The 25873-nt window shown below is 57.0% G+C and carries 25 protein-coding genes; 6 read left to right on the top strand and 19 right to left on the bottom strand.

The features are described 5' to 3' along the window. Positions 1–16 precede the first annotated feature (16 nt). Positions 17–865, top strand: a complete 849-nt coding sequence (gene sseA, locus HF679_RS00285; RefSeq protein ID WP_123755379.1) for a 3-mercaptopyruvate sulfurtransferase — start codon at positions 17–19, stop codon at positions 863–865. A 33-nt stretch (positions 866–898) separates the two neighbouring features. Here sseA and sseB read toward each other — a convergent pair whose 3' ends face one another. The 11 genes from sseB to trmJ form a co-directional block, all read right to left on the bottom strand. Then, the gene (sseB, locus tag HF679_RS00280) at positions 899–1675 is read right to left on the bottom strand and encodes an enhanced serine sensitivity protein SseB (protein ID WP_123755380.1); all 777 of its coding nucleotides are present in this window, start codon (positions 1673–1675) and stop codon (positions 899–901) included. A 119-nt stretch (positions 1676–1794) separates the two neighbouring features. Then, entirely contained in the window at positions 1795–3081 is a 1287-nt protein-coding gene (gene pepB, locus HF679_RS00275; RefSeq protein WP_123755381.1) for an aminopeptidase PepB, read from the bottom strand. Positions 3082–3191: 110 nt separating this feature from the next. Then, complete coding sequence (iscX, locus tag HF679_RS00270; RefSeq protein WP_154144164.1) at positions 3192–3392, bottom strand: Fe-S cluster assembly protein IscX; 201 nt, start codon at positions 3390–3392, stop codon at positions 3192–3194. A 1-nt stretch (position 3393) separates the two neighbouring features. After that, positions 3394–3729: an ISC system 2Fe-2S type ferredoxin gene (gene fdx, locus HF679_RS00265; protein ID WP_004866372.1), complete on the bottom strand. Its 336-nt coding sequence runs from the start codon at positions 3727–3729 to the stop codon at positions 3394–3396. A gap of 1 nt (position 3730) precedes the next feature. Beyond that, entirely contained in the window at positions 3731–5581 is a 1851-nt protein-coding gene (hscA, locus tag HF679_RS00260; protein WP_123755383.1) for a Fe-S protein assembly chaperone HscA, read from the bottom strand. Between the two features lie 15 nt (positions 5582–5596). After that, a complete protein-coding gene (hscB, locus tag HF679_RS00255) occupies positions 5597–6112 on the bottom strand; it encodes a co-chaperone HscB (protein ID WP_123755384.1) in 516 nt (171 codons plus the stop codon). Between the two features lie 282 nt (positions 6113–6394). After that, positions 6395–6718: an iron-sulfur cluster assembly protein IscA gene (iscA, locus tag HF679_RS00250; protein ID WP_123755385.1), complete on the bottom strand. Its 324-nt coding sequence runs from the start codon at positions 6716–6718 to the stop codon at positions 6395–6397. 15 nt (positions 6719–6733) lie between these two features. Beyond that, on the bottom strand, positions 6734–7120 hold the full coding sequence (gene iscU / locus HF679_RS00245; RefSeq protein ID WP_002913991.1) for a Fe-S cluster assembly scaffold IscU: 387 nt from the start codon (positions 7118–7120) through the stop codon (positions 6734–6736). Positions 7121–7146: 26 nt separating this feature from the next. Continuing rightward, positions 7147–8361 (bottom strand): cysteine desulfurase, encoded by a 1215-nt coding sequence (gene iscS, locus HF679_RS00240; RefSeq protein WP_123755386.1) that lies wholly within the window; start codon positions 8359–8361, stop codon positions 7147–7149. 178 nt (positions 8362–8539) lie between these two features. Then, positions 8540–9031, bottom strand: coding sequence for a Fe-S cluster assembly transcriptional regulator IscR (iscR, locus tag HF679_RS00235; RefSeq protein ID WP_041146727.1), 492 nt, complete (start codon positions 9029–9031; stop codon positions 8540–8542). 208 nt (positions 9032–9239) lie between these two features. Then, the gene (gene trmJ, locus HF679_RS00230; protein WP_123755387.1) at positions 9240–9974 is read right to left on the bottom strand and encodes a tRNA (cytosine(32)/uridine(32)-2'-O)-methyltransferase TrmJ; all 735 of its coding nucleotides are present in this window, start codon (positions 9972–9974) and stop codon (positions 9240–9242) included. A gap of 120 nt (positions 9975–10094) precedes the next feature. On the opposite strand from trmJ, the gene suhB reads away from it, so the two are divergent. Next, entirely contained in the window at positions 10095–10898 is an 804-nt protein-coding gene (gene suhB, locus HF679_RS00225) for an inositol-1-monophosphatase (protein ID WP_123755388.1), read from the top strand. A 42-nt stretch (positions 10899–10940) separates the two neighbouring features. On the opposite strand, the gene HF679_RS00220 is transcribed toward suhB, so the two are convergent. Together HF679_RS00220 and HF679_RS00215 are read right to left on the bottom strand one after the other, a co-directional pair. Continuing rightward, a complete protein-coding gene (locus HF679_RS00220) occupies positions 10941–11921 on the bottom strand; it encodes a nickel/cobalt transporter (protein ID WP_187042483.1) in 981 nt (326 codons plus the stop codon). Further along, on the bottom strand, positions 11912–12550 hold the full coding sequence (locus HF679_RS00215; RefSeq protein ID WP_174507697.1) for a DUF1007 family protein: 639 nt from the start codon (positions 12548–12550) through the stop codon (positions 11912–11914). Before HF679_RS00215 ends, HF679_RS00220 begins: the two co-directional genes overlap by 10 nt. 124 nt (positions 12551–12674) lie before the next feature. Here HF679_RS00215 and csiE point away from each other — a divergent pair, with 124 nt between their 5' ends. After that, positions 12675–13952 (top strand): stationary phase inducible protein CsiE, encoded by a 1278-nt coding sequence (gene csiE / locus HF679_RS00210; RefSeq protein WP_174507696.1) that lies wholly within the window; start codon positions 12675–12677, stop codon positions 13950–13952. On the opposite strand, the gene HF679_RS00205 is transcribed toward csiE, so the two are convergent. The 4 genes from HF679_RS00205 to HF679_RS00190 form a co-directional block, all read right to left on the bottom strand. Beyond that, complete coding sequence (locus tag HF679_RS00205) at positions 13949–15082, bottom strand: 3-phenylpropionate MFS transporter (RefSeq protein WP_123755392.1); 1134 nt, start codon at positions 15080–15082, stop codon at positions 13949–13951. The genes csiE and HF679_RS00205 overlap by 4 nt on opposite strands. Positions 15083–15169: 87 nt before the next feature. Next, the gene (locus HF679_RS00200; RefSeq protein ID WP_187042482.1) at positions 15170–15997 is read right to left on the bottom strand and encodes an aldose 1-epimerase; all 828 of its coding nucleotides are present in this window, start codon (positions 15995–15997) and stop codon (positions 15170–15172) included. Continuing rightward, on the bottom strand, positions 15997–17433 hold the full coding sequence (locus HF679_RS00195; protein WP_154144161.1) for a sugar porter family MFS transporter: 1437 nt from the start codon (positions 17431–17433) through the stop codon (positions 15997–15999). Before HF679_RS00195 ends, HF679_RS00200 begins: the two co-directional genes overlap by 1 nt. A 70-nt stretch (positions 17434–17503) precedes the next feature. Further along, positions 17504–20779, bottom strand: a complete 3276-nt coding sequence (locus HF679_RS00190; RefSeq protein WP_187042481.1) for a DUF5107 domain-containing protein — start codon at positions 20777–20779, stop codon at positions 17504–17506. 112 nt (positions 20780–20891) lie between these two features. Here HF679_RS00190 and HF679_RS00185 point away from each other — a divergent pair, with 112 nt between their 5' ends. Continuing rightward, positions 20892–22088: an ROK family transcriptional regulator gene (locus HF679_RS00185; protein ID WP_123755396.1), complete on the top strand. Its 1197-nt coding sequence runs from the start codon at positions 20892–20894 to the stop codon at positions 22086–22088. A gap of 73 nt (positions 22089–22161) precedes the next feature. Then, positions 22162–22584 (top strand): DoxX family protein, encoded by a 423-nt coding sequence (locus tag HF679_RS00180; protein WP_123755397.1) that lies wholly within the window; start codon positions 22162–22164, stop codon positions 22582–22584. A 68-nt stretch (positions 22585–22652) separates the two neighbouring features. Here the strand turns inward: HF679_RS00180 and glyA are convergent, their stop codons facing one another. Then, a complete protein-coding gene (glyA, locus tag HF679_RS00175) occupies positions 22653–23906 on the bottom strand; it encodes a serine hydroxymethyltransferase (protein ID WP_123755398.1) in 1254 nt (417 codons plus the stop codon). Positions 23907–24229: 323 nt separating this feature from the next. On the opposite strand from glyA, the gene hmpA reads away from it, so the two are divergent. Then, on the top strand, positions 24230–25420 hold the full coding sequence (gene hmpA / locus HF679_RS00170; protein ID WP_187042480.1) for an NO-inducible flavohemoprotein: 1191 nt from the start codon (positions 24230–24232) through the stop codon (positions 25418–25420). A 67-nt stretch (positions 25421–25487) separates the two neighbouring features. Here the strand turns inward: hmpA and glnB are convergent, their stop codons facing one another. Beyond that, a complete protein-coding gene (gene glnB, locus HF679_RS00165) occupies positions 25488–25826 on the bottom strand; it encodes a nitrogen regulatory protein P-II (protein WP_002914032.1) in 339 nt (112 codons plus the stop codon). Positions 25827–25873: the final 47 nt, after the last annotated feature.

Here is a 25873-nt window from a genome sequence, read left to right as displayed (position 1 = left end):
TGACACGGAGGCAGCCATGTCCACTTCGTTTTTTGTCGCCGCTGACTGGTTAGCGGAACATCTTGATGACCCGGAAATCCAAATAATCGATGCACGAATGGCCCCGGCGGGTCAGGAAGCGTTGCGCGATATGGATGCGGAATACCGCGCCGGCCATATTCCCGGGGCGCTCTTTTTCGATATTGAAGCCCTGTCCGACCACACCAGCCCGCTGCCGCATATGATGCCGCGAGCGGAAGCATTCGCCGTCGCCATGCGTGAACTGGGCGTGAGCAGCGATAAACATCTGGTGGTGTACGACGAAGGTAACCTCTTCTCAGCGCCGCGAGCATGGTGGATGTTGCGCACCTTTGGTGTGGCAAACGTCTCGATTCTCGCCGGCGGCCTGGCTGGCTGGCAGCGCGAAGAACGCCTGCTGGAACAAGGGATCCCTGAACAGGCGGAAGGTGAATTTGACGGGCGCTTCGATCCACTGGTGATCAAACGTCTTACCGATGTGCTGCTGGTCAGCCATGAAGGATCGGCGCAGATCGTCGATGCGCGCCCGGCCCCCCGCTTTAATGGTCTGGCCGATGAACCTCGTCCGGGGCTGCGTCGCGGCCATATTCCCGGGGCGCTCAACGTGCCGTGGGGCGATCTGGTGATTAACGGCGAGCTCAAAACCGTTGATGAGCTGAATGATATTTTCCTGCGCCAGGGCGTGGATTTTGATCGGCCGATTATCGCCAGCTGCGGCTCGGGCGTCACGGCGGCGGTGGTCGTGCTGGCGCTGACCACGCTGGGAGTCAACGGCGTCTGCCTGTACGACGGCTCATGGAGCGAATGGGGTGCGCGGAGCGATCTGCCGATCGAGCCGGCGCAATAGACAACATAACGGGGGCGCGATGCCCCCGTTATGTTAGAGAATGCGGTTCTGTTTGAAGTCGCGCAGGAAGCTGCCCCAGCGCTTTTCATAAAACGGCGTGATATGGGCCATCATAAAATGGCTGATGCCTTTCTCGCCCTCGACAACCTGACAGATATCAACCGGCTCATCGCCAGGTAAGGTATCGGTCGCCACGCTGCCGGTGGCCTGAATCACCGCCTCAATCTCGCCTTCCACTTCAAGGCCGATCAGCAGATTTGCCGGTGCCTCTGCGCTGTCCTTGATCGAACAAAGATACGCGCGTTTGACGGTCTTGAGCGTTTTAAACAGCGTCGTCAACGAGTCGATCATCTGTGCCGGTGGCTCGGCAACCTCTGACAGCAGCAACGATTCGCCGCCTTCAATCACCGTCTGCGTGCTGAGCGGCGTGCCCTCTTCTCCCAGCAGATGCTTGATCTCGTTGGGCATAAACTCTTTGCCAGTAGGCAGCTTCGCATTGAGGAACAGCGTTTCGCCAAGCGTCATGGCAAACAGCGTACGTGCCGGCATCGCCACAAAGGATTGCTCGTCGGTGACCGCCTGCTGCAAGGCCTCCAGCGAGGTGAAAAACGGAATGACCGAAGCCCCGTCGTCTTTCTCCCAATGCTGTAAGTCCACGGCGCTCTCTTCCACCACCGCTTCGCCTTCCGCCGCCGCACCGGGCACCCACACCGTGGATTCCAGCAGCACACGGAAAAATGCCGGACGGTGGCCCGGTTCGATCGCCGCCTGTTCCAGCAGGGTTTCTAATTCATTTTTAGTTTCGGACATAATGCTCACAACATCAGGATCGGAATGGCCCCGGCAACGCTGGCCGGGGCTACGAGTCAGGGCAATCGCCCCGGCAACGCTGGCCGGGGCTACGAGTCAGGGCAATCGCCCCGGCGCTTTTACTCTGCGGTTAACAGATTGGCAATCGTACGCACACCGAGGCCGGTCGCGCCAGCGGACCACTGTTCAACGGCGGATTTACGGTAGGTTGCCGAGCAGTCAATGTGCAGCCAGCCCTGATGATAGTTCTCAACGAAATGAGACAGGAAACCTGCCGCCGTGCTGGCGCCAGCCGGGTAAGCAGCGCTGCCGGTATTATTCAGTTCGGCAAAGTTAGACGGTAGCTGACCACGGTGGAATTCCGCTAGCGGCAGACGCCAGAAGGCTTCATTTTCTGCCTGCGCGCTCGCCAGCAGACGGTTAGCCAGCTCGTCATCGAAGCTGAACAGCGCGTGGTAGTCGTTCCCGAGCGCGGTTTTCGCCGCACCGGTCAGGGTCGCCGCGTCGATGATCAGCGCCGGTTTCTGCGCGCAGGCATCGATCAGGCCATCAGCCAGGACCAGACGGCCTTCGGCGTCGGTATTCATGATCTCGACGGTCTTACCGTTGCGGTAGCGAATAATGTCGCCCAGTTTGAAGGCGTTACCGCTGATCAGGTTGTCAGCGCAGCACAGGTACAGCTTCACGCGCTTGTTCAGACCGCGGGTAATCGCGAATGCCAGCGCACCGGTGACCGTCGCTGCGCCGCCCATGTCGGACTTCATGGAGTCCATGAACGCGCTCTGTTTGATGCTGTAGCCGCCGGAATCAAAGGTGATACCTTTCCCGACCAGGCAGGCATACACCGGCGCGTCTTTATCGCCGGATGGGTTGTAATCCAGCGCCAGCAGCACCGGCGGACGCTCGGAGCCGCGACCCACGGTATGCAGACCGAGATAGCCCTGTTCACGCAGGTCTTCGCCTTTGGTGATGCGGTAAGAAACATTGTCGCAGGCCACGCCGCACAGCAGATCGACGGCACGCTGCGCCAGCTGTTCCGGCCCCAGATCTTCCGCCGGGGCGTTAATGGTGTCACGGACCCAGTCGATGATCGTCAGGCGGCTGTCCAGCTCGCTCTTCTGCGCGTCGTCCAGCGTCGGCCATTCGACTTTGCGGCTGCCTTTCGGCCCTTTATAACCGGCCCAGAACGCCCATGCGCGGTCGGTATTCCAGCCTTCACCGCTCAGCGCGACATGCTTAATCCCCATGCCATCGACCTTACGCGCCGCGCGCTGAATCAAACCCAGGTCGTCTTTACCGTTCAGATGCAGGGTGATGCCGTCATCATTAATGCTGTAAGTCGCTTTTTCGCCCCAACGCGCATCGGCAGGTTGAGTCGTCAGCGTAATCTTCATGGCTTCTGTCATTTTTTTTCATCCTTATTAGCAAACGGGCCACCTTATGGCAGCCCGTTAGAATTTTTTCGCTGCATGATCCGCGTTGCAGGCACTCTGCAGCGTAGAGCATGACGCGAAAATTATTCGGCTTCGTCTAACCAGACTAGCAGAATCGCCTCAAGAATTTTTTCATTCGATGCGTTTGGATTGTCATCGAACGCTTCCAGCTCGCAAATCCACTGATGCATATCGGTGAAGCGAACGGTTTTCGGGTCGAGATCCGGGAAAGCGTCGTACAGCGCCTCACCAATTTCACGACTATCGGTCCATTTCAGTCCCATATTAATGCTCGCGTGCGTGGTTGATGGTGTAACGCGGGATCTCGACGACCAGGTCATCGTGGGTCACGCGCGCCTGGCAGCTCAGACGGCTATCGGGCTCCAGCCCCCATGCCTTATCCAGCATGTCGTCTTCGTCTTCCGTGCTTTCCGCCAGCGAGTCAAACCCTTCACGCACAATGCAGTGACAGGTCGTGCAGGCACAGGATTTTTCGCAAGCATGTTCAATCTCGATGCCGCTACGTAACGCCGCATCCAGAATGGTCTCACCGATCTCAGCTTCCACAACTACGCCATCCGGACACAGGTCCTGATGAGGCAGAAAAACAATCTTTGGCATATTAAACCTCGTCCACGGATTGGCCTTTCAGCGCAGTACGGACCGACTGGTCCATGCGGCGTGCGGCAAATTCCTGGGTTTGTGTGTCTGTATTTTTAATCGCATCTTTAATGGCGTCGGCATCATCACCTGCGGCAACCGCGCTCAACTGCGCCATTGCCTCATCGATAGCCTGACGTTCTGCGGCGCTGAGCAGCGCGGCATCGGCGGCCAGCGCACTGACCAGGCTCTCTAACACGCGTGCGGCTTCGACTTTTTGCTCAGCCAGCATACGCGCCTTGATATCCTGTTCGGCGTGACTCATCGAATCTTTGATCATGGTGGCGATTTCGCCGTCGGTCAGGCCATAGGATGGCTTCACCTGAATGGAGGCTTCGACGCCGGTCGATTTCTCCATGGCGGTCACGCTCAGCAGGCCGTCGGCATCCACCTGGAAGGTCACGCGAATATGCGCGCCGCCGGCCGGAAGTGCCGGAATACCGCGCAGCGCAAAACGCGCCAGCGAGCGGCAATCCTGTACCAGTTCACGCTCGCCCTGCATCACGTGAATGGACATCGCGGTTTGACCATCTTTGAAAGTGGTAAATTCCTGCGCGCGCGCCACCGGAATGGTGGTATTGCGCGGGATGACTTTTTCCACCAGGCCGCCCATGGTCTCCAGCCCTAAAGAGAGCGGGATAACATCGAGCAGCAGCAGTTCGCTGTCGGGCTTGTTGCCCACCAAGATGTCGGCCTGAATCGCGGCGCCAATGGCCACCACTTTGTCCGGGTCGATGGTGGTCAGCGGGGGACGGCCAAAGAACTCGCCGACGCGCTCACGCACCAGCGGCACGCGAGTTGAACCGCCGACCATCACCACTTCCAGCACCTCTTCCGCCGCCACGCCCGCATCTTTCAGCGCACGACGACAGGCCAGCAGGGTCCGTTTGACCAGCGGCGCAATCAGTTCATCAAACTGGCTACGGGTAATCTCCCCTTGCCAGCCACCCACGTTGACGCTGACGACGTCGGCATCGCTGAGGGCGATTTTGGCGGCGATGGCCGCATCCAGCAGCTCGCGCTGCAGGCGGTTGTCACTACGATCGCTCAGCCCCGCCAGTTCGCGCAGGTAATCCGCCAGCAGGTGGTCAAAGTCATCGCCGCCGAGCGCGGAATCGCCGCCCGTGGCCAGCACTTCAAACACCCCACGGCTCAAGCGCAGCACTGAAATATCAAAGGTGCCGCCACCGAGATCGTAAACCGCAATCACCCCTTCCTGACCGGAGTCCAGGCCGTAGGCAATCGCCGCCGCGGTCGGTTCATTCAGCAGACGCAGCACGTGCAGGCCCGCCAGACGCGCGGCGTCTTTGGTGCCCTGGCGCTGAGCGTCGTCGAAGTAGGCCGGAACGGTAATGACCACGCCGTCAAGCTCGCCGGACAGCGCTTCGGTGGCCCTGGCGGCCAGCGCTTTCAGGATATCGGCAGAGACGCGAATCGGGTTGAGCAGACCCGCGGCGGTCTGGATCATCGGCAGACCGTTTTCACTGGCCTGTAGCTGGTAAGGCAGATGCGGATAGCGGGTCTGAATATCGGCCAGCGAACGCCCCATCATACGTTTTACCGAGCTGATGGTATTGACCGGATCCTGGGCGGCATTCTGCCGGGCATCGTAGCCGACGCTCTGGCCAGATGCCTGGTAGTTCACCACGGAAGGCAGGAGGTAACGACCCTGATGATCGGGCAGTGTTTCGGCCTGACCGCTACGCACGGTAGCGACCAGAGAATTGGTGGTGCCAAGGTCAATCCCCGCGGCCAGACGACGCTGATGCGGCGCGGCGCTCAGACCAGGCTCACTAATTTGTAATAAGGCCATAATTGCTTCCGAAAATTAAAAATCGAGCAGCTTTTCTTCGAGTTGTTCTGCCACGCTCTGAAGTTTATCGAGAAAACGCAGTTTACGCACGGTATCTGCCGCTACGTCCCACGTCTCGTTATTTAATTGTTCAACAACCTGCTGATGACGAAGGTCATACATCCCTTTCACGCGCTTGATAAACCCCGCGAGCCGCGCTTCATCCTGCGACTTTTCAATCTCATCCAGCTCTTCACGCAGCTCCAGCTGTTCCATCAGGAAGGCGGTATCGCGCACGGTGTGCTGCTCGCTGGCTAAGTCGTAGCCATGAAGCGAAAGGAGATATTCGGCGCGGGTCAGCGGATGCCGGAGCGTTTGCCATGCCTGGTTGATTGTGGCGGATTGCTGCACGGAGGCGAGCTGTTCGGCCGCACTCGCGCTGGCGAACTTGTCGGGATGATACTGGCGCTGTAAATCCTGGTACCGGACAGCCAGCTGTTCTTGCGAAAGGGTATAACTGACCGGTAACCCGAAGAGGGTAAAATAGTCCATAGTAACCTCAGGGTTAACGAGATAAAGCAAACCCCACGCGTAGCAAAACTACGGTGGGGCTATACCCTTCATCCTTCAAGCTGCCTGGGGGTTGGCTGCACCCGTTCAGCCCAGTCACTTACCTGTGTAAGCTCCTGGGGATTCCCGGCCTTGCCGCCTACAAGCAACTCGAATTATTTGGGGTATATACTTTCTTACTTCGCGTTGCAGATGCATCGGCTGCGAGTGGCTCGCTTGCCGCCTTCCGCAACACGAATTAATCGGTATAACAGCGGAACGCGATTACACGTTAAAGCTTTCGCCGCAACCACACTCATCTTTAACGTTAGGGTTAGTGAATTTAAACCCTTCGTTCAGGCCTTCTTTGACGAAGTCCAGCTCAGTGCCGTCGAGGAACTGCAGGCTTTTGCCGTCGATCACTACCTTGACGCCTTTATCTTCAAACACGGTGTCTTCTGCCGCCGGCTCGTCAACAAACTCCAGCACATAGGCCATACCTGAACAGCCAGAAGTGCGGACCCCTAAGCGCAGACCGAAGCCTTTGCCACGGTTGGCCAGGAAGGAATTAACTCGCGACGCTGCGCTGTCGCTAAGAGTAATCGACATACAATAACCTCTTAATTATTTCGCTTCACGTTTGCTTTTATAATCCGCAATCGCGGCTTTAATCGCGTCTTCCGCCAGGATGGAGCAGTGAATTTTCACCGGCGGCAGTTCCAGTTCATCGGCGATATCGGTGTTCTTGATCGCCTGAGCTTCGTCCAGAGATTTCCCTTTCACCCATTCGGTGACCAGGGAGCTGGACGCGATAGCGGAACCGCAACCATAGGTCTTGAAGCGCGCGTCTTCAATGATACCTTCATTGTTGACTTTGATCTGCAACTTCATGACGTCGCCACATGCCGGTGCGCCAACCATGCCGCTGCCGACGTTCTCATCGCTGTTGTCGAAAGAACCAACGTTGCGTGGATTCTCGTAATGATCGATAACTTTTTCGCTGTATGCCATGATGAATTCTCCTTATACCCTACCGATTAATGATGTGACCATTCGATGCTGTTCAGATCCACGCCCTGCTTGAACATATCCCACAGTGGAGACAGATCGCGCAGACGGCCGATGGATTTACGAACCAGATCAATGGTGTAGTCAATCTCTTCTTCGGTAGTGAATCGACCTAAAGAGAAACGGATAGAACTGTGTGCCAGTTCATCAGTCATGCCCAGTGCACGCAGCACATAGGACGGCTCAAGACTTGCGGAGGTGCAAGCTGAACCCGAGGAAACGGCCAGGTCTTTCAGCGCCATAATCAGCGATTCGCCTTCAACATAGTTGAAGCTGACGTTGAGAATGTTCGGCGCGCCCTGCTCAAGGTCACCGTTGAGGTAAACCTCTTCCATATCTTTTACGCCTTCCCACAGACGGTTACGCAGACCGCGCAGACGCGCCATCTCGGTTTCCATCTCTTCTTTCGCGATACGGTAAGCTTCACCCATACCGACGATCTGGTGGACAGGCAGAGTACCGGAACGCATGCCACGCTCGTGACCGCCGCCGTGCATCTGCGCTTCAATGCGGATACGCGGTTTGCGACGAACGTACAGTGCGCCAATACCTTTAGGTCCGTAGATTTTGTGACCGGAGAAGGACATCAGGTCAACTTTCAGCTGGCTCAGGTCGATAGGCAGTTTGCCTACGCTCTGGGTCGCGTCAACGTGGTAAATGATGCCACGCGCACGGCACAGTTCGCCGATGGTAGCGATATCCTGCACCACGCCAATTTCGTTGTTCACGTGCATGATGGACACCAGGATGGTGTCGTCGCGCATCGCGGCTTCCAGCTCTTTAAGATCGATAATCCCGTTGCGCTGTGGCGCCAGGTAGGTGATCTCGAAGCCTTCACGCTCCAGCTGGCGACAGGTATCCAACACCGCTTTGTGCTCGGTTTTGCTGGTAATAATGTGCTTGCCTTTTTTCTGATAAAAGTTAGCAGCACCTTTAATAGCCAGGTTGTCGGATTCCGTTGCACCGGAGGTAAAGACGATTTCACGCGGGTCAGCACCGACCAGTTCAGCAATCTGATTACGGGCGATATCAACCGCCTCTTCAGCCTGCCAACCGAAACGGTGTGAACGAGAGGCCGGGTTACCAAAGGTCCCGTCCAGGGTCAGGAATTGCATCATTTTCTCGGCAACACGCGGGTCCACCGGCGTTGTTGCGGAGTAATCGAGGTAAATCGGTAATTTCATTGCTCTTTAACTCCGTACATCACTCAATGCAAGGAACCAGGCAACCGGCTTGATGTACGACCGGGGACACGGGATGCCGTAGCATCCCGGCCTGATTCTGAAATCTTTATTTTATCTTTTATGACTCTGACCGTTTCACCTTGCAGCACCGAGGCCACAAGTTGAAACCAGACGAGTATTACGCACGCAGCTTAACGTCAATGGCGTCCTGGGTGCGGGTATTGCGCTGGGATTCATGGCTATGCTGACGCCCAGAAACATCAAGGATTTCCTGGTTATTGACCAGTTCACCCAGGGTGATGTTGTTCAGGAAGCTGGTCAGACGTTCGCTCAGGTCACGCCACAGTGCGTGGGTCAGGCATTTATCGCCGCCCTGGCAGCCGCCTTTGCCCTGACAACGGGTCGCGTCTACCGATTCGTCTACTGCGCTGATCACTTCGCCTACGGCGATGCTACCGGCTTCTTTACCTAACAAATAACCACCGCCTGGTCCACGCACGCTGGAAACCAGACCGTTTTTACGCAGACGGGAAAACAGCTGCTCCAGATAGGACAGCGAGATCCCCTGACGTTCAGAAATATCAGCCAACGGAACCGGGCCCGATTCAGAGTTGAGCGCAACGTCCAGCATCGCGGTCACAGCATAACGCCCTTTAGATGTCAGTCTCATGTCTTACTTAACCTCAAACTCGCCCCTGCCCGGGCTTTTTATTAATATGGGTATTGCATAGCAGGAGCAAGTCTGACATTCCCGAGTAAATTGGTCAACTATTTACTTGACTGTTTTAGTCAGGTATTTAACCTTCCGTGCGCTCATGTGCTTGCGCGGCCTACGTTTTTGTCTGCCGGGCATGCCGCGCACCCTCGGGAAAGCGGCATCACTGCTCTTTGTTTTTTTGCTCAATCGACGCCAGCATGCCGCGCAGAATGTTCAGTTCCTGGCTTTCCGGGCGTGCGCGCGTAAACAAACGACGCAGTTTATTCATCACCTGCCCTGGGTGGGTGGCGCGGATAAAACCGGTGGAAATCAGAGTCTGTTCGAGGTGACCGTAAAAACGCTCTAAGTCATCGACCAGCGGATAAGGCGTTTCGTCGTGCTCTACCGCCGGGGCATCCTGCTCCTGCGCGGCCAGCCAGGCCATCCGCACTTCATAGGCGATAACCTGGACGGCCATCGCCAGGTTCAGCGAGCTGTATTCCGGGTTAGCGGCGATCGCAACATGGTAGTGGCATTTCTGCAGTTCATCGTTGGTCAGCCCGACGCGTTCGCGGCCAAAGACCAGCGCTACCGGTGCATGCTGCCCTTCAGACACGCTCTTCAGACCGCATTCACGCGGGTCGAGCATCGGCCACGGCAGCGTACGCGAGCGGGCACTGGTACCGACCACCAGGCTACAGCCTGCCAGCGCTTCATCGAGAGTATCGACGATCTGCGCATTGCCGATCACATCGCTGGCACCCGCCGCCAGGGCAATAGCCTGAGAGTCAGGTTTAACCAGCGGGTTAACCAGCCACAGGTTCGTTAACCCCATGGTTTTCATGGCGCGAGCAACGGAACCCATGTTTCCAGTGTGTGATGTTTCTACCAGTACGATTCGAATATTTTGCAGCATTATGGTTCTTCGGCTAAAGATTATTCACGCATGCTATCATAAAACGGAGACATAAGGAGATTTGGCTGTTATTATGTGCGCCGTTTTTTCCCGTTCTTTAACATCCAGTGAGAGAGACCGATGCATCCGATGCTGAACATCGCCGTGCGCGCAGCGCGCAAGGCGGGTAATTTAATTGCCAAGCACTACGAAACCCCAGACTCCGTAGAAACGAGCCAGAAAGGCAGCAATGACTTTGTGACTAACGTCGATAAAGCAGCCGAAGCGCTGATTATTGAAACCATTCGCAAATCTTACCCGCAGCACACCATCATCACCGAAGAAAGCGGTGAACACGCAGGTGAAGATCAGGATGTTCAATGGGTTATCGATCCGCTGGATGGCACCACCAACTTCGTAAAACGCCTGCCTCATTTCTCTGTATCTATCGCCGTACGCATTAAAGGTCGTACTGAAGTGGCGGTAGTTTACGATCCAATGCGCAACGAACTGTTCACTGCAACCCGTGGTCAGGGCGCACAGCTCAACGGCTATCGTCTGCGTGGCAGCACCGCTCGCGATCTGGATGGCACGATTATCGCCACCGGCTTCCCGTTCAAAGCCAAACAGCACGCGACCTCTTACATGAATATCCTGGGCAAAATGTTTACCGAATGCGCGGACTTCCGTCGCACCGGTTCTGCTGCTCTGGATCTGGCCTACGTTGCTGCTGGCCGCGTTGATGGTTACTTTGAGATCGCGCTGAAGCCGTGGGATTTCGCTGCCGGTGAGCTGATTGCTCGCGAAGCTGGCGCGATCGTTTGCGACTTCACCGGTGGTCATAACTACCTGCTCACCGGCAACATCGTTGCGGGCAACCCGCGTGTGGTTAAAGCGATGCTGGCCAACATGCGTGACGAACTGAGCGAAGCGCTGAAGCGTTAATCTCTCTCACTTCCCCCCGGTTCGCCGGGGGGAAGTTGTTTTTCAAAACGGCCGCAATCCGCCGCCGCCCGGCACCGCACTACTCCACATCACCACCGACGCCGCCAGTAAAATGACGCCGCCGGAGAGCGCCAGCGTCGACCAGCCAATTTGCTGCCAGAGAGGAGGCGTTTTACTCCCGCTCAGCTTCACGGCTAGCTGACGAAAACCATGCACCAGCAACGCCAGTCCACTGATGGTCAGTGACGTTCCCGCCGCCATTGCCAGCGCCGCCGCCATGCCCCAGCTAAATACGCCAATCACCTTACTAAACAGCAGAACCATGATCGCTCCTGAACAGGGACGCATCCCCATCGACAACACGATCGCCAGCCGTGCGCGCCAGTCATCGCCGCTCTGGAGCTGCTCCGGCGCCGGCATATGCTGATGCCCGCAGCCACAGTGGGCATCATGAACGTGATGAGGCGTAAACGCGGTAAACCGAGGACGGCGCAGGAGTCCCCGCAGCTTTTTCAGCGCCCGCCAACACAACAGCAGGCCCAGCACGCCGACCAGCAGATAGCTGCCTTTCTCCAGCCAGAAGCTGCTGAGATGCAGCTGCCTTGCAGGCAACTGCAACACCGTCAGCACCACTACCACCAGCACAATCGCCACCACGCCCTGCAGCAGCGAGGCGGCCAGCGTCAGGGCAATGCTGGATTTCAGCTTCGCCGGATGCGTTGCCAGCCAGGTGGTAATCACAATCTTGCCGTGCCCCGGCCCCAGAGCGTGCAGCACGCCATAGATAAAGCTAAAGGCCAGAAGGGTAAAACCTGCCGCTGACGGGTTATCCGCCACGGCCTGTAATAGCTGGCTCAGCTCGACATTCAACGCCCGCTGCCAGATGGTACTTTGCAGCAACACCTGCGGCCAGGCGCGCCAGAGCCAGATGCCAGCCCCGGTAACCAGCAGTAAAAAAACGGCCAGCGGCCACAGCTGACGCAGACGCGACGCCCGGGCAGCGGGAGAAAGAATTACTGACATGTCAGGGTCACCTTCTGAGCAAAGTAGGTTCCAAGCGCCATATCCTCCGGCGGCGCGTCGGCTTTATCCAGCGACAGCGCAAACGTCGTCATTTTTTCATTTGGCTCCGGGGTGATGACCTTCACCTTGCACATCGTGCGTAAGGCGGCAGGCAGCGTGACGTCGCTCGGGTGGTCATAATGCATATCAACGTAATAGGTCGGGTCAAAGGTCGACAAGGTCAGGGTTTGCCCCGCTAAGGGTTGCGGAGTTGCCAGCGGCATCGTGAACGTCAGCACCGCCTGATGACCTTCGCGCTCAAGGCCATAGCCATCGGGCCGGTTATCAAATTTGACCCGCTGCTGGTTATGCCACAACTCGCTGAAATAGTGCTGACCGAGAACATTGGCCATCACTTCCGCCGCCAGCCTTTTCCAGACCTCATCCCCCGGTTTCGCCTTTCCGGCATCGTACAGCAGGTCTGCGGAGGTGATCTCATCCATGGTCCAGCGCATCTTAAACCCGGTCAGCAGCCCGTTGTCGGTCACGATGTCCGTTTTCATGCTGATGAAGCTATGCGGGTGCGCTAGCACACTAAATGATAAAACCATGAAAAATGCCGCACTGGTGCATTGTTTCACTCTCTTCATCCGTTCCTCACGTGAAAAATTCTGTGAACTTCGCCAGCATTCCTGACGTAAAGCCGCCGAACGGCCCTGATCTCCATTCATCCTTTGGCTATTCTTAGCGAAAACCCTAACTGGAACTCACCAGATGATGACCGTCATTGAACCACCATCTGCGCTTTCCAGTCCACAGCGCCGTAGCCAGGTACTCCTGATGTTTTACCTGCCAGGGCAGTCAGTGACGCCCGAACAGCTCAGCCACATCAACCAGGTTGATGAAGCAACGGCCCGGCAGGATATCACGGAGACGGAACGTGAAATTCAGCGTTACCACCGATTGACCCTCTCGTCACAGGTGGACGGTAGCTACCGGATTGAAGGCGCCGTAATCGATCAACGCCTGTGTCTGCTGCATGGCCTGCGGCGGGCGCTGCGTTTATGCCCACATTTTATTGCTCACCATTTTACGCCCGCCTTAAAAACGCAGCTTAAACGACAGGGCATTGCGCGGACGCTGTATGACGACACCAACCTGCAGGCGCTGGTCAATCGCTGCGCGCGCACGCTCAACCGGCAGTTTGATTGTCGGGATATGCATTTCCTGTGTCTGTATCTGCAATATTGCCTGCTGCAGCACCATCAGGGCCTGACGCCAGACTTCACCCGCGAGCAGCAGCGCTGGGCGCAGGAAGCGGCGGAGTTCACGTTGGCGCAGGAGATCGTCCGCCACTGGCAACGCCGGGTCTCCAGCTCGCCGCACGCGGGTGAACAGCTGTTTCTGACGCTGCTGTTTATGCTCCTGAAGACCCCCGACCCGATCCGCGATGGCCACCATCAGGACCGGCGGCTGCACCTGGCGATTTCCCACTTAATTCATCGTTTCCAGCAGCTGGCGGGCCGGCCATTCAGCGACGACCAGGGACTCAGCGATCAGCTGTATATTCATCTGTCGCAGGCGCTCAACCGCAGCGTGTTCGCCATCGGCATCGATAACGCCTTACCGGAGGAGATTAGCCGACTCTATCCGCGCCTGATGCGCACCACTCAACAGGCACTGAGCGAGTTTGAAGCCGCGTATGAAATCGTCTTCAATCAGGAGGAAGTGGGGTTAATTGCGGTGATATTCGGCGCATGGCTGATGCAAAAAAGCGACCTGCATGAGAAACAGGTCGTGCTGCTCACCCATGATAATCCTGACCGTGAACAGGCGCTGGAACTGCAGTTACGCGAGCTGACTCTGCTGCCGCTCACCATTAAATATCAGAGCGTGCATACCTTCCAGAAAGAAGGGGCCCCGAAAGGCGTGACCCTGGTCATCACGCCCTATGCGACCGCGCTGCCGCTGTTTTCGCCGCCGCTGTTTCACGCAGAAGAGACCTTCAGCGATCACCAGCGGCAGCATATTTGTAAGATGCTGGAGGATTAGGCGACCGCTTTCGGCCGCAGCACCAGCGCCGGAAGCGCCACCAGCGCCATCACCCAGAACACTCCCTGATGCAGATGCTGGTATAGGAAACCGGCAAACACCGTCATGATGGCAATACTGCCGCCCATCGCCACCGCGGAGTAGACCGCCTGCAGGCGAATCACTTCGCTGCCCTGACGTGCGGAGATATAACGCATCGCTGCCAGGTGGCAGACCGTGAAAGTCCCACAGTGCAGGATCTGCGCGACGATGAGCCACGGCAGCGCGGTAGTCGCCCCCATCAGCGTCCAGCGTATCAGGCCGCACACCGCCGAAATCAGCAGCAGTTCCCGGGCGCTGAAGCGACTGAATACTTTTTTGCTCAGCGCAAAGATAACCACTTCCGCCACGACGCCCAACGACCATAAATAGCCGATGGCCGAGGCGGAGTATCCGGCCTCCTGCCAGTAGATGGCGCTGAAACCGTAGTAGGCGGCATGCGCGCCCTGCAACAAACAGACGCAGGCGAGAAAACGCCAGCTCTGGCGCACCAGCGTCAGCCAGGCCGCCAGCCCCGCCCCTTCCTGATGACGAGACTCACCTTGCGGCATCACCGAGGGCTTCAGCAGCATACCCAACAGCATCGAGGCGGCCCCGAGACTGAGCAGCACCAGAATCGCCCGGTAATCAAACAGGCTGACCAGCTTACCGGTCAGCGCCGAACCGATGACAAAAGCCACCGACCCCCACAGACGCACGCGCCCGTAATCCATGGTGATCTGTTTTTGCCAGGTGTTCGCCAGCGCGTCGGTCAACGGCACCAGCGGAGAGAAAAAGAGGTTGAAGCCGACGATCACCAGCGTCAGCCAGGCGACGTGGTTCCCGGCCCAAAAGGCCAGCGCAAACAGCAGCACCAGCAGCGCCAGAACACGCAGGGCGAATACCAGGCGGGAGGGATCGCTGACTCTCGGGGCAATCAACAGGCTCCCGAGGAAACGCGCCACCAGCCCCGCCCCCAGCAGCATACCGATGGTTTCCGGCGTTAAGCCCGTCCCGGCCAGCCAGACGCTCCAGAATGGCAGGAAGATGCCGTAGCTAAAAAAGTAGGTGAAGTAACTAAGCGCCAGCCAGCGCGTGGAGTGCAAAACCATGATTCCCTCCTGAATGGAGGCGATAGTCTGGCGATAAAGCATAGCCGGCGCAAGCCAGGGATTTTGAGTGCCTCCGCGAAACAGCCCCTAATCGACGGTGATTTTCACCCCCCATGAAACGCTATCTCCCGGCCCTAAAACCACCAGACCTGGCTGCCCCGCCATGTTGTGCGCGTTGACCGGATGACTCTGCGGCTCCAGGCAGATAAACGGTTCACCCGACATGCGGAACAGCATCAACCACGGAGTTTGTGATGAAATCGTGACGGACATCACGCTTCTCTGTATGTTCGCGACGCCGTTCCAGCCGGAATAGCAGACATTCAACCAGCGATCTTCGCCATACGTCGGCCGGGAGAAATCCCCGCCTTCAGGCAGATCGCCGCGCCAGCCCAGAGGCAAATGCGATGCGCCTTCCGGCCAGTGGCCGCTCGCCTCGAACTGCACCAGACTGTGCTGATCGAAGGCGAAGAACGGGTGAAAACCGCCGCCGTACAGCATGGGCGTCTGCCCGCAATGCACCAGCGTCATCGTGGCGATCAGCGTCCCGTGCTGCAGTTCATAGCGGACCCGGGCCTGATAATCAAAACCGCAGGGGTGCTGCTGGCGCAACTGCAACAGACAGGAGCGGTCAGCTTGTTCCAGCACCTCCCATGGCAGCAGCCAGCCGTCGCCGTGCAGGAAGAATTGCTCATCGGCATGATGGTGCGGCAGCAGGACCTCGCGACCCTGGAAGCTAAAACGGTTTCCGGCCACCCGATTAGCCAGTGGCAGCATCGGAAACATGCCGCCAGCCGGGTTTTCATACAGCACCGGCACCTGATAGCGTGACGAAAACAGGCTTTGCACTTTGCCGCCCAACGTTGAGACGCGCATCCTCAGATGCGCGTTTTCCAGCATCAACACCTGCGTCATTAGCGGGTCTGCTCGTGTTTCATCGCCTGGCCACCGGCATGCCGCTGTGCCAGTTGCTCCTCCAGCGCTTCTAAGGTAATGCCCTTCGTTTCCGGCACGTTGCGCAGAATGTAGAGGTATCCGGCAGCGCAAATCACGCCGTACAGCAGGAAACTACCTGATGCCCCCAGCCCGGCATTAAGCAGTGGGAAGGTGTAGGTTAACAGGAAGCAGGCAATCCACAACGCCACCGTCCCCAAAGACATCGCCAGCCCCCGGACGCGGTTAGGGAAGATTTCCGAGAGCAGTACCCAGGTCACCGGCGCCAGGGTCAGCGCGTAAATAGCAATCGCGGCCAGCACCAGCAGCAATACCGGCCACCCCATAATGCCCATGGCATAAGCGCCGGCGATCAGCACATAGATCACCGTCAACCCGCTGGCCCCCAGCAGCATTAACTTACGGCGGCCGATTTTATCCACCAGCGGCAGGGCGGCAATCGTGAACACCAGGTTTACCACCCCGGTCGCCACAATCGATTTCAGGGTGCTGTTGATATCAAATCCCGCCGAGGCAAAAATCTCCTGGGCGTAATTAAAGATGACGTTAATCCCGCACCACTGCTGAAATATCGCGAGCACCATCCCAATGATGACGATCGGTTTAACGTGTGGCGCCAGCAAGGCGCTGTAGGAGACTTTGTTGTTATCTTTTTCCAGGGTATGCGCGATTTCACGCAATATTCTGTCGGCGTAATCGGCAGAGCCAATACGCTCCAGCGCGGCACGCGCACGCTCTGTCTTACCGGCTTTCATCAGCCAGCGCGGGGACTCCGGCACAAAAAACATCAGCACCAGAAACGCCAGCGCCGGCACCAGCTCCGCACCAAACATCCAGCGCCAGCCGGTCTGACCGTTCCAGGTTTCCACGATCATCTGCTGGGTTGCTCCCGTCGCCACCGGTTCAGCAATCATCAGGTTGATCAGCTGGGCCGCCAGCACGCCAATCACGATAGTGAGCTGGTTGACCGCCACAAAGCGCCCTCTTTTCTCGGCCGGGCTGACTTCGGCGATGTACAGCGGACTGAGCGCCGATGCCAGGCCAATGCCCACCCCGCCCACAATGCGGTAAAACACAAACATGTCGAAATTGCTGGCCAGCGCCGTCCCCCACGCCGAGGCGCTGAACAGAACGGCAGAGAGAATTAATGGCAGCTTGCGCCCCAGTTTATCGGCGCACCACCCCGAGATTAACGCGCCAAAAACGCAGCCCACCAGCGCCGAACTCATAGCCCAGCCGGACTGCGCCGGGTCAGTAATCGAGAACCAGGCTTCATAAAATGGCTTCGCGCCACCAATCACCACCCAGTCATAGCCAAACAGTAAACCACCGCAGGCGGCAACCAGACAGATAGTCCAGACGTAGCCCATTTTCAGATGTGTCTGCGCGTTATTCATAATGATTCCTCTATAAGGGAAACGCAGGGAACAGTAGGGTTCAGGCGGGACCAGCCCGCCCGTTTGAGGTTCAGGAAAAAATGCCGCTTTGCAGGGCATGGTGAATCAAATGCGCCTTATCATGAGCAGGATTGATGTGCAGAAGCTGCTGCATCACCTGCTGGCTGGCGGATACGTTGCCCAGCCCCAGATGACCAAGCGCTTCAATAAACAAGCAGTGTTGTTGATGCTGCTGCTGAGCTGATACATCGAGGACCACCAGGTCCGGGAGAGAGACGGCGAAAAAGTCAGCCTGCGGAACGTCATCCCGATGCTGTTCCGCCCAGGAGATAAAGCTGCGGAAATGCTGCTCGGCCTGGGCGGTATTGCCGCACTTACGTAACGCCATGCCCTGCCAGAAAAGGTAATCGGCGGGTTGATCGTTGTAGTAGCGCCCGGCATCCAGCGTAGATCCGCCTTGCAGAGCGCGCTGATAGTACTGCGCTGCCTGCTGCGTCTCTCCGGACTGCTCCGCGCAATACCCCAGCAGATACCAGATATCGTTATCCGTCTGCCCTGGCAGTCGCCCCTCCCCCAGGTTGTGGGGATAGTGCAATGCCTCATGCAGATATTGCGCCGCTGACAGATACTCATGTTGTGCAACAGAACATAACGTCCGGTGAAGCTGATTAAGCAAATACTGGCCGGTCATCTTCCCTTCGCCCCCTTCCCAGGGGTGAAAGACCCGCGAGCTGAGCACAGAGGCCGCTTCGGCGTAATGACCGGTGATATGCCACAGGCTTAACAGTTCAGCGGTCAGATCGTCGCGCTTGTGCACCACCGACTGACGTGCCGCCAGCGTCTCCAGGCGTTCAGCCACGGGAGTGCCCAGTAATTTCTTAAGAAAATCAAGTTCAAAGAGGAAGCGGGCGTTGTCTGGCTCCAGCGCGACGGCGCGTTGCAAACAGGCCAGCGCCTGCCGTGCATCCTGCTGTTTGTTCCAGGCGTAGACCCCCAGCAACCGATGCGCCGGTGCATAATCCGGGGATGTTTCCAGCGTCCTGCGCCAGCAGCCTACCGCGTCGTCATAGCGCCGCTTGCTGTACCAGAAACAGCCCAGCAGATACTGCGCAAAGGCGCTGTCTCCCAGGGTTTGCAACATCTGGACTTCGTCGAGCGTGTTGGGGAAACGAACTTTTCGGGCATGGCACTTCTCGGCCGCCGCGATAAATTGTTCCCGTTGCGTCGCGTCATGGCTTAACGAGGCGCGCCACAGCAGCGGCAGCGCCTCCTGGCTATCCAGCAGCGCGAGCACCTCTGTTGCCGCCTGCTTTTGCCCAAGCGATAACAGCCACCCCGCCAGCAGGCTGGCGTTAATCCCTCTGCCCCCGGTCACACGCAACAGGTTCTCGCGAGCCTCATCGCCAGGCGCAATCATCCAGCGCACGCAGTGCAACGGATAGCTCAGCGGATAGCGTTCAAGACAGGCGGCACTGTATTCCAGCGCGTCATGAATCGACGCAGCCTGCGCCAACGCCAGCGTTTTCAGCCCCATCGCCAGATGGTTACTGGTATTGAATTGCAGGCTGATATTCACTTTTTCCAGCGCGTCGGCCGTATCACCGCGCTTCATCGCCAGACGTGCCAATGACCACCAGGCCGCATCGCGACAATTGCCGCTCCAGGAAGCTTTGTAATAATGATCCCAGGCGCCGGCATCATCGCCCTGTCGTTCCAGAGCATTAGCCAGCAGCATACTGGCTTCGCCATCGCGCGGGTTTTTATTTAGCCGATGGGCGCGGCGCAACGCCGCACGGGCACACTGCTCAGCGCAGGCCCAGTCGGCGCTATTGAACGCCAGCGTCCCCAGAGCGACGTTGTTGCGATAATCTTGCGGATCAAGTGCAATCGCCCGGCGATAGTAGTCGGCGGCATAGCGGCTTGCGTGGTTGTACTGTTCAAGATGCTGGCCGATAAAATAGAGTTCATCGCCATTGTGGATCGCTTCCGGCAGCGCTGGTGCGGTGGCCGGTTCGGGCAACGGGGTTTCCTGGGCCTGATGCTCCCGATAGTCCAGCAGCGCCTGGCCTTCGGCGGTTTTCACCTGGAGCGTCAAACGCCCGGCGCCGTTTTCCGGTAGCGTCTGGAGCCAGCTCTCACCCGGCCTGAGCGACAATTGCGTTTCATAAAGCGGCTGATTGTCGTCGCTAAGCTCAACCACGATATTCTCCAGCGGCGCAATGGCATACACGCCGACCTGCAGCTGCTGAGATTCGCGAACCAGCTTCAGCGCCAGCTGCGTGTTGGCATTTTGCACCATCCCTAACTCGCTGTAGGGAAGGAAGTTTTGCACAAACACCTTCTCTTCATAAGGCGCAAGCCAGGTAAAGTCAGGCTGGTTATCGGTGAACACGCCGGTCATCAGCTCGATGTAGGGACCATTTTCATCGGTCAGATTGCGGTCCCAGGCCTGGCCGAAATCACCGTAGCCCCAGCTCCACTGTTTTTTCCCCGGCGAGACATGGTGATCGGCGACATGCAGCAGCCCGCCGCGCTCGTCATGGTGATAAGCGCCGACAAAATCGTAGTCCGATTTCTCGGCCATGTAGGAGGTTGGCACCGGGACGTTCTTATAGCGGGAAATATCAACGCCTGCGGAGTAGTCAACCTTGTAGTAGGTGCCGGTCGCAATCGGGAACGCGGAGACGTCACGCTTGCCGTGGTCGAAGACCGCGGTCACATCCGGTGGGAACACGCTCTGATGGGCATCGCCGCCTTTGACCGCGGGGTTGGCCCACCACAGGAAATGACGCGGCGTCGAATTACCGTTAAACACCTTCCCGGTAATTTCAATCAGCGCGCGGTCAGGATAGAGCGTAAACCCGGTCATGACCTGCAAACCGCGCATCGGCTCAGCTTCCCCCATCCATACGGTCTGCGCACCGTCTTCTCTCTGCTGGATCGAAAAATCGACCGGCATAAAGGTGGTCGGACGGTGATGCTGTGGCCAGTTGAATTCAATGCCGCCGGAGATCCACGGCCCAAGCAGCCCCACCAGCGCCGGCTTAACCACTTCGTTGTAATAGACAAAATCGCGTTGTTTGACTTTGTCATACGCCCGATGAATGCGGCCCCCAAGCTCCGGCAGCAGCATGATGCGAATAAAGTCATTCTCCATCCAGAGTGCCTGATATTCACGCATTTCCCGCTCGCCGGTGAGCGTATCAATCACGCCGTAGGGATAGACGCTGCCGGAAGAGCCCTGATACACCCGTTTCTCAAGGAACATCGGATTCGGATCTTCCGTACCCGTCGTCCACGTCGGTAATGAAATCGTTTCCTGCCAGACCTTAACCGAACCGTACATGACGTCTCCACTAAAACAAATAAAGTAAAAGATGTTATGACAGCAGTTTATATCGCTATATAGCTGCTAAAATGCGCAATGCTCACGCAATATAGTTAAGGGAGTTAAGTGTATGCAGCGGACCGGTTTCAATAACGCCCGGGTCAGGCAGGCCAATAAATCTGTTTTTCTTTCCCACCTCTGGCGGGCGAAGCAGCTCAGCAAATCGCAGCTTTCTCAGCTCAGCGGTTTATCTATCCCGGCGGTGAGCAATATTCTCGACGAACTGCTTAGCGATGGACTGATTAGCCACTCCAGCGAAAAGATGAGCAACCGGGGCGTCAATAGTGGAAGTTTTCAGATCCCGCAGCACGGTGCCTGGACGCTATGCATGAACATCACGCCCACCAGCATTGAATATCAGCTTGCCGACGCGCGTTTGCTGGCCACCGGCCCTCTCCAGCACGTGCATATCGATGCTCCCACGCCGCAGGCGCTGCTTGCGGCCATTGCCGGTTGCTGGCAGGAAGTCCATCGTCAGTATCCGCAGTCGCGCATCAATCTCGCGCTGGGGGTGCATGGGCAGGTCGATCCGGTGACCGGGGTTTCGCAAACCATGCCCCAGGCGCGCTGGAAAACGCCGGTGGAATTAAAATACCTGCTGGAAGAGAAGCTCAAGGTTCGGGTCATGGTCGACAACGACTGCGTGATGCTGGCGCTGGCGGAAAAGTGGCAGAACGATGGGCACCCCCTGGATTTTTGCGTGATTAACGTCGATTACGGTATCGGCTCATCATTTGTGATCAACGATCAGGTATGGCGCGGCAGCCTCTACGGCAGCGGACAAATCGGCCATACGATCGTTAATCCTGACGGCATGGCCTGCGATTGTGGCCGATACGGCTGCCTGGAAACGGTGGCATCGCTCAGCGCGCTGAAGAAACAGGCGCGGACGTGGTTAAAAACGCAGCCTGACGCCGGGCTCTCGCCGGAGAACATCACGACCGAGTCGCTAATGAACGCCTGGAGAGCAGGCGATATGCATATTCGCGCCTGGGCCGACAGCGCCGCCAACGCCATTGGTTTAAGCCTTTATAACTTTCTGAATATTTTAAATATTAATCAAATCTGGCTCTATGGCCGCAGCTGCGCTTTTGGCGAGACGTGGTTAAACACTATCGTCAAACAAACCGGATTTAATCCCTTCGACCATGGTGATTCCCCCCGGACGCACGCCACCCAGATTGGCTTTGGCCGGCTGAGTCGCCAGCAGCAACTGCTCGGTATCGGTTATCTGTATGTGGAGGAGCAACTGCAGGCATTGCGCTGAACGCATGCGGCATGTGGCAGATCGCCAAACGGTGTATTACGTTTATAAGACTCATCTTCACAACGGATTGATTATGAACACACTACGCTATTTTGATTTTGGTGCTTCCCGCCCCGTGTTGCTGTTGATCGCCCGTATTGCGGTGGTGCTGCTGTTTATTCTGTTTGGCTATCCCAAACTGATGGGCTTTAGCGGCACGGTACAGTACATGGCGTCCTCCGGCGCTCCGCTCCCGACGCTGTCGGCGATTATCGCCATCGTGATGGAGGTTCCGGCAGCCATCCTGATTATCCTCGGCTTCTTCACCCGTCCGCTGGCGGTTATTTTTATTTTTTACACCCTCGGCACCGCCGTCATTGGTCACCATTACTGGGACATGACCGGGGATGCGGTCTTACCTAACATGATTAACTTCTACAAAAACGTCAGTATTGCCGGAGCCTTCCTGCTGCTGGCCATCACCGGGCCGGGGTCGCTCTCCCTCGACCGTCGTTAAGCAGCGATCGCCAGACGTAAAAAAGGCCGCATTTGCGGCCTTTTTCTTTACGCTTGCGTCGCTAAACGTTATGCGTAAACCGGGAAGCGTGCACAGACGTCCAGCACTTTGCCCTTCACGCGCTCAATGACCGCTTCGTCATTGATGTTGTCCAGCACGTCACACATCCAGCCAGCCAGCTCTTTGACTTCCGCTTCTTTAAAGCCACGGCGAGTCACGGCCGGAGAACCAATACGGATACCGGAAGTCACAAACGGGCTCTTCGGATCGTTCGGTACGCTGTTTTTGTTGACGGTGATGTTGGCGCGGCCCAGGGCGGCGTCAGCTTCTTTACCGGTCAGGTTTTTGTCGACCAGATCCAGCAGGAACAGGTGGTTTTCAGTACCGCCGGAAACCACTTTGTAGCCACGGTTCAGGAACACTTCAACCATCGCTTTCGCGTTCTTAGCAACCTGCTGCTGATAAACTTTGAACTCAGGCTCCATCGCTTCTTTCAGTGCGACAGCTTTACCCGCGATAACGTGCATCAGCGGGCCGCCCTGCGCGCTTGGGAAGACGGCAGAGTTCAGTTTTTTGTACAGTTCTTCGCTACCGCCCTTCGCCAGGATCAGGCCGCCGCGCGGACCCGCCAGGGTTTTGTGGGTGGTGGTGGTCACAACGTGGGCATGCGGAACCGGGTTCGGGTACACGTCTGCAGCGATCAGACCAGCAACGTGAGCCATATCGACGAACAGATAGGCGCCGATGCTGTCAGCGATTTCACGCATTTTTGCCCAGTCAACGATACCGGAGTAAGCAGAGAAACCACCGATGATCATCTTCGGTTTGTGTTCCTGAGCCTGCTTAGCCATATCTTCGTAGTCAATTTTACCGGACTCATCGATACCGTAAGGAATGATGTTGTACAGCTTACCGGAGAAGTTTACCGGGGAGCCGTGAGTCAGGTGACCGCCTTGTGCCAGGTTCATACCCAGAACGGTATCGCCCGGCTGCAGCAGCGCGGTGTAGACCGCAAAGTTAGCCTGAGAACCAGAGTGCGGCTGTACGTTGGCATAATCCGCGCCGAACAGCTCTTTTGCACGATCGATAGCCAGTTGCTCAACGATATCAACGTATTCACAACCGCCGTAGTAGCGCTTGCCCGGATAGCCTTCGGCATATTTGTTGGTCAGCTGAGAACCCTGCGCCTGCATGACGCGCGGGCTGGTGTAGTTCTCGGAGGCGATCAGTTCGATGTGCTCTTCCTGACGTACTTTTTCCTGCTCCATAGCCTGCCACAGTTCGGCATCATAATCGGCAATGTTCATTTCACGCTTTAACATCCGCATCTCCTGCTCAGCTAACAATAGATTACAGCTCTAAAAGGGGGGCCTTTTCGGGCAACGGCCCACAGTATAACTGAATCGTTCTGTGATAACAGGTCTTGACAAAGGATTTTACGCAAACGATTGGCTCCGCATGAGACAAGGCTTTGAGCAACAACGACTCCACGATTATCAACAGATTTCTTTTCAGGTTTGTGATGCAAATAATTCATGTTGTTACCACTACAGGGAAAAGTGTTAAAGAACCATTTACATTGCAGGGTTATTTTTATAAGATGCATATAAAATACATCATTTAAATAACTCTTAAGGAAGCTGCTATGCTCGACGCTCAAACCATCGCTACCGTCAAAGCCACGATCCCCCTGCTCGTCGAAACCGGCCCTAAGCTGACCGCCCATTTTTACGATCGCATGTTCGCGCATAATCCGGAGCTCAAAGAGATCTTCAACATGAGCAACCAGCGCAACGGCGATCAGCGTGAAGCGCTGTTTAATGCGATCGCGGCCTACGCCAGCAACATCGAGAACCTGCCTGCCCTGCTGCCGGCGGTCGAGAAAATCGCGCAGAAACACACCAGCTTCCAGATCAAACCGGAACAGTACAACATCGTGGGCGCTCACCTGCTGGCGACGCTCGACGAGCTGTTCAGCCCGGGCCAGGAGGTGCTTGACGCATGGGGAAAAGCCTATGGCGTACTGGCGAACGTCTTTATCAACCGTGAAGCGGAAATCTACCAGCAAAACGCCAGCAAAACCGGCGGCTGGGAAGGCACCCGAGCGTTCCGCATTACCCGCAAAGCCCCGCGCAGTGCCCTGATTACCAGCTTCGACCTGGAGCCGGTAGATGGCCAGCCGGTCGCCGATTACCAGCCGGGCCAGTACCTGGCTATCTGGCTGAAGCCGGAAGGGTTTGAATATCAGGAAATTCGCCAGTACTCGCTGACCCGCAAGCCAAATGGCAAAAGCTACCGCATCGCGGTGAAGCGTGAAAACGGCGGCCAGGTTTCAAACTGGCTGCACGCTGCGGCGCAGGAAGGGGATATCGTACATCTGGCGGCACCGGCAGGTGACTTCTTCCTCGACGTTACGGAGCAAACACCGGTAACGCTTATCTCCGGCGGGGTTGGTCAGACGCCGATGCTGGCGATGCTCGAAACGCTGGCGAAAACGCAGCATGCCGCCCAGGTTAACTGGCTCCACGCGGCGGAAAATGGCGACGTTCACGCGTTTGCCGATGAAGTTGCCGCCCTGGGTGCGACCCTGCCGGCGTTTCGTTCCCACGTCTGGTATCGCACGCCGACCGCCGCCGACCGTCAGGCAGCGCGCTTTAATAGCGAAGGTCTGATGGAATTGTACGGGCTGGCCGATGCGCTGCGCGATCCGCAGATGCAGTATTATCTCTGTGGGCCGGTGGTGTTTATGCAGTTTGCCGCGAAGCAGCTGGTGGCGTTGGGCGTGAGCGGCGAGAACATTCACTACGAGTGTTTCGGCCCGCACAAGGTGCTGTAAGCCGATAAAACAAAGTAGCCCCGGTGGCGCGAACCTACCGGGGCTACAGATCTATGCGGTCTTACATTTAAATCGCGGCGTCGTCTTCTTCGCCGGTACGAATACGAATCACGCGGGCCACGTCGAAGACGAAGATTTTACCATCACCGATTTTACCGGTCTGGGCGGTGCGGATAATGGTATCCACACAGGTATCGACGATATCGTCAGTGACCACAATTTCAATTTTCACTTTCGGCAAAAAATCCACCATGTACTCTGCACCGCGGTACAGCTCGGTGTGGCCTTTCTGACGGCCAAAGCCCTTCACTTCCGTTACCGTCATCCCGGTGATGCCGACTTCGGCCAGCGCTTCACGCACGTCATCCAGTTTGAAAGGTTTAATAATCGCATCAATCTTTTTCATGGTGTTCCTGTCTTTGTCGCGTAACCGGTTGCTTACCGTATCATAGC

The organism is Enterobacter sp. JUb54, assembly GCF_014298075.1.
GTDB classification, from domain to species: domain Bacteria; phylum Pseudomonadota; class Gammaproteobacteria; order Enterobacterales; family Enterobacteriaceae; genus Klebsiella; species Klebsiella lignicola.
Note: the sequence above shows the minus strand (reverse complement) of the source record. Positions and strands in the feature narration are given on the sequence as shown.

Bases quoted from the DNA above. Each gene is read 5' to 3' on its own strand.
- sseA (WP_123755379.1), top strand. From the start codon at position 17: ATGTCCACTTCGTTTTTTGTCGCCGCTGACTGGTTAGCGGAACATCTT.
- sseB (WP_123755380.1), bottom strand. From the start codon at position 1,675: ATGTCCGAAACTAAAAATGAATTAGAAACCCTGCTGGAACAGGCGGCG.
- pepB (WP_123755381.1), bottom strand. From the start codon at position 3,081: ATGACAGAAGCCATGAAGATTACGCTGACGACTCAACCTGCCGATGCG.
- iscX (WP_154144164.1), bottom strand. From the start codon at position 3,392: ATGGGACTGAAATGGACCGATAGTCGTGAAATTGGTGAGGCGCTGTAC.
- fdx (WP_004866372.1), bottom strand. From the start codon at position 3,729: ATGCCAAAGATTGTTTTTCTGCCTCATCAGGACCTGTGTCCGGATGGC.
- hscA (WP_123755383.1), bottom strand. From the start codon at position 5,581: ATGGCCTTATTACAAATTAGTGAGCCTGGTCTGAGCGCCGCGCCGCAT.
- hscB (WP_123755384.1), bottom strand. From the start codon at position 6,112: ATGGACTATTTTACCCTCTTCGGGTTACCGGTCAGTTATACCCTTTCG.
- iscA (WP_123755385.1), bottom strand. From the start codon at position 6,718: ATGTCGATTACTCTTAGCGACAGCGCAGCGTCGCGAGTTAATTCCTTC.
- iscU (WP_002913991.1), bottom strand. From the start codon at position 7,120: ATGGCATACAGCGAAAAAGTTATCGATCATTACGAGAATCCACGCAAC.
- iscS (WP_123755386.1), bottom strand. From the start codon at position 8,361: ATGAAATTACCGATTTACCTCGATTACTCCGCAACAACGCCGGTGGAC.
- iscR (WP_041146727.1), bottom strand. From the start codon at position 9,031: ATGAGACTGACATCTAAAGGGCGTTATGCTGTGACCGCGATGCTGGAC.
- trmJ (WP_123755387.1), bottom strand. From the start codon at position 9,974: ATGCTGCAAAATATTCGAATCGTACTGGTAGAAACATCACACACTGGA.
- suhB (WP_123755388.1), top strand. From the start codon at position 10,095: ATGCATCCGATGCTGAACATCGCCGTGCGCGCAGCGCGCAAGGCGGGT.
- HF679_RS00220 (WP_187042483.1), bottom strand. From the start codon at position 11,921: ATGTCAGTAATTCTTTCTCCCGCTGCCCGGGCGTCGCGTCTGCGTCAG.
- HF679_RS00215 (WP_174507697.1), bottom strand. From the start codon at position 12,550: ATGAAGAGAGTGAAACAATGCACCAGTGCGGCATTTTTCATGGTTTTA.
- csiE (WP_174507696.1), top strand. From the start codon at position 12,675: ATGATGACCGTCATTGAACCACCATCTGCGCTTTCCAGTCCACAGCGC.
- HF679_RS00205 (WP_123755392.1), bottom strand. From the start codon at position 15,082: ATGGTTTTGCACTCCACGCGCTGGCTGGCGCTTAGTTACTTCACCTAC.
- HF679_RS00200 (WP_187042482.1), bottom strand. From the start codon at position 15,997: ATGACGCAGGTGTTGATGCTGGAAAACGCGCATCTGAGGATGCGCGTC.
- HF679_RS00195 (WP_154144161.1), bottom strand. From the start codon at position 17,433: ATGAATAACGCGCAGACACATCTGAAAATGGGCTACGTCTGGACTATC.
- HF679_RS00190 (WP_187042481.1), bottom strand. From the start codon at position 20,779: ATGTACGGTTCGGTTAAGGTCTGGCAGGAAACGATTTCATTACCGACG.
- HF679_RS00185 (WP_123755396.1), top strand. From the start codon at position 20,892: ATGCAGCGGACCGGTTTCAATAACGCCCGGGTCAGGCAGGCCAATAAA.
- HF679_RS00180 (WP_123755397.1), top strand. From the start codon at position 22,162: ATGAACACACTACGCTATTTTGATTTTGGTGCTTCCCGCCCCGTGTTG.
- glyA (WP_123755398.1), bottom strand. From the start codon at position 23,906: ATGTTAAAGCGTGAAATGAACATTGCCGATTATGATGCCGAACTGTGG.
- hmpA (WP_187042480.1), top strand. From the start codon at position 24,230: ATGCTCGACGCTCAAACCATCGCTACCGTCAAAGCCACGATCCCCCTG.
- glnB (WP_002914032.1), bottom strand. From the start codon at position 25,826: ATGAAAAAGATTGATGCGATTATTAAACCTTTCAAACTGGATGACGTG.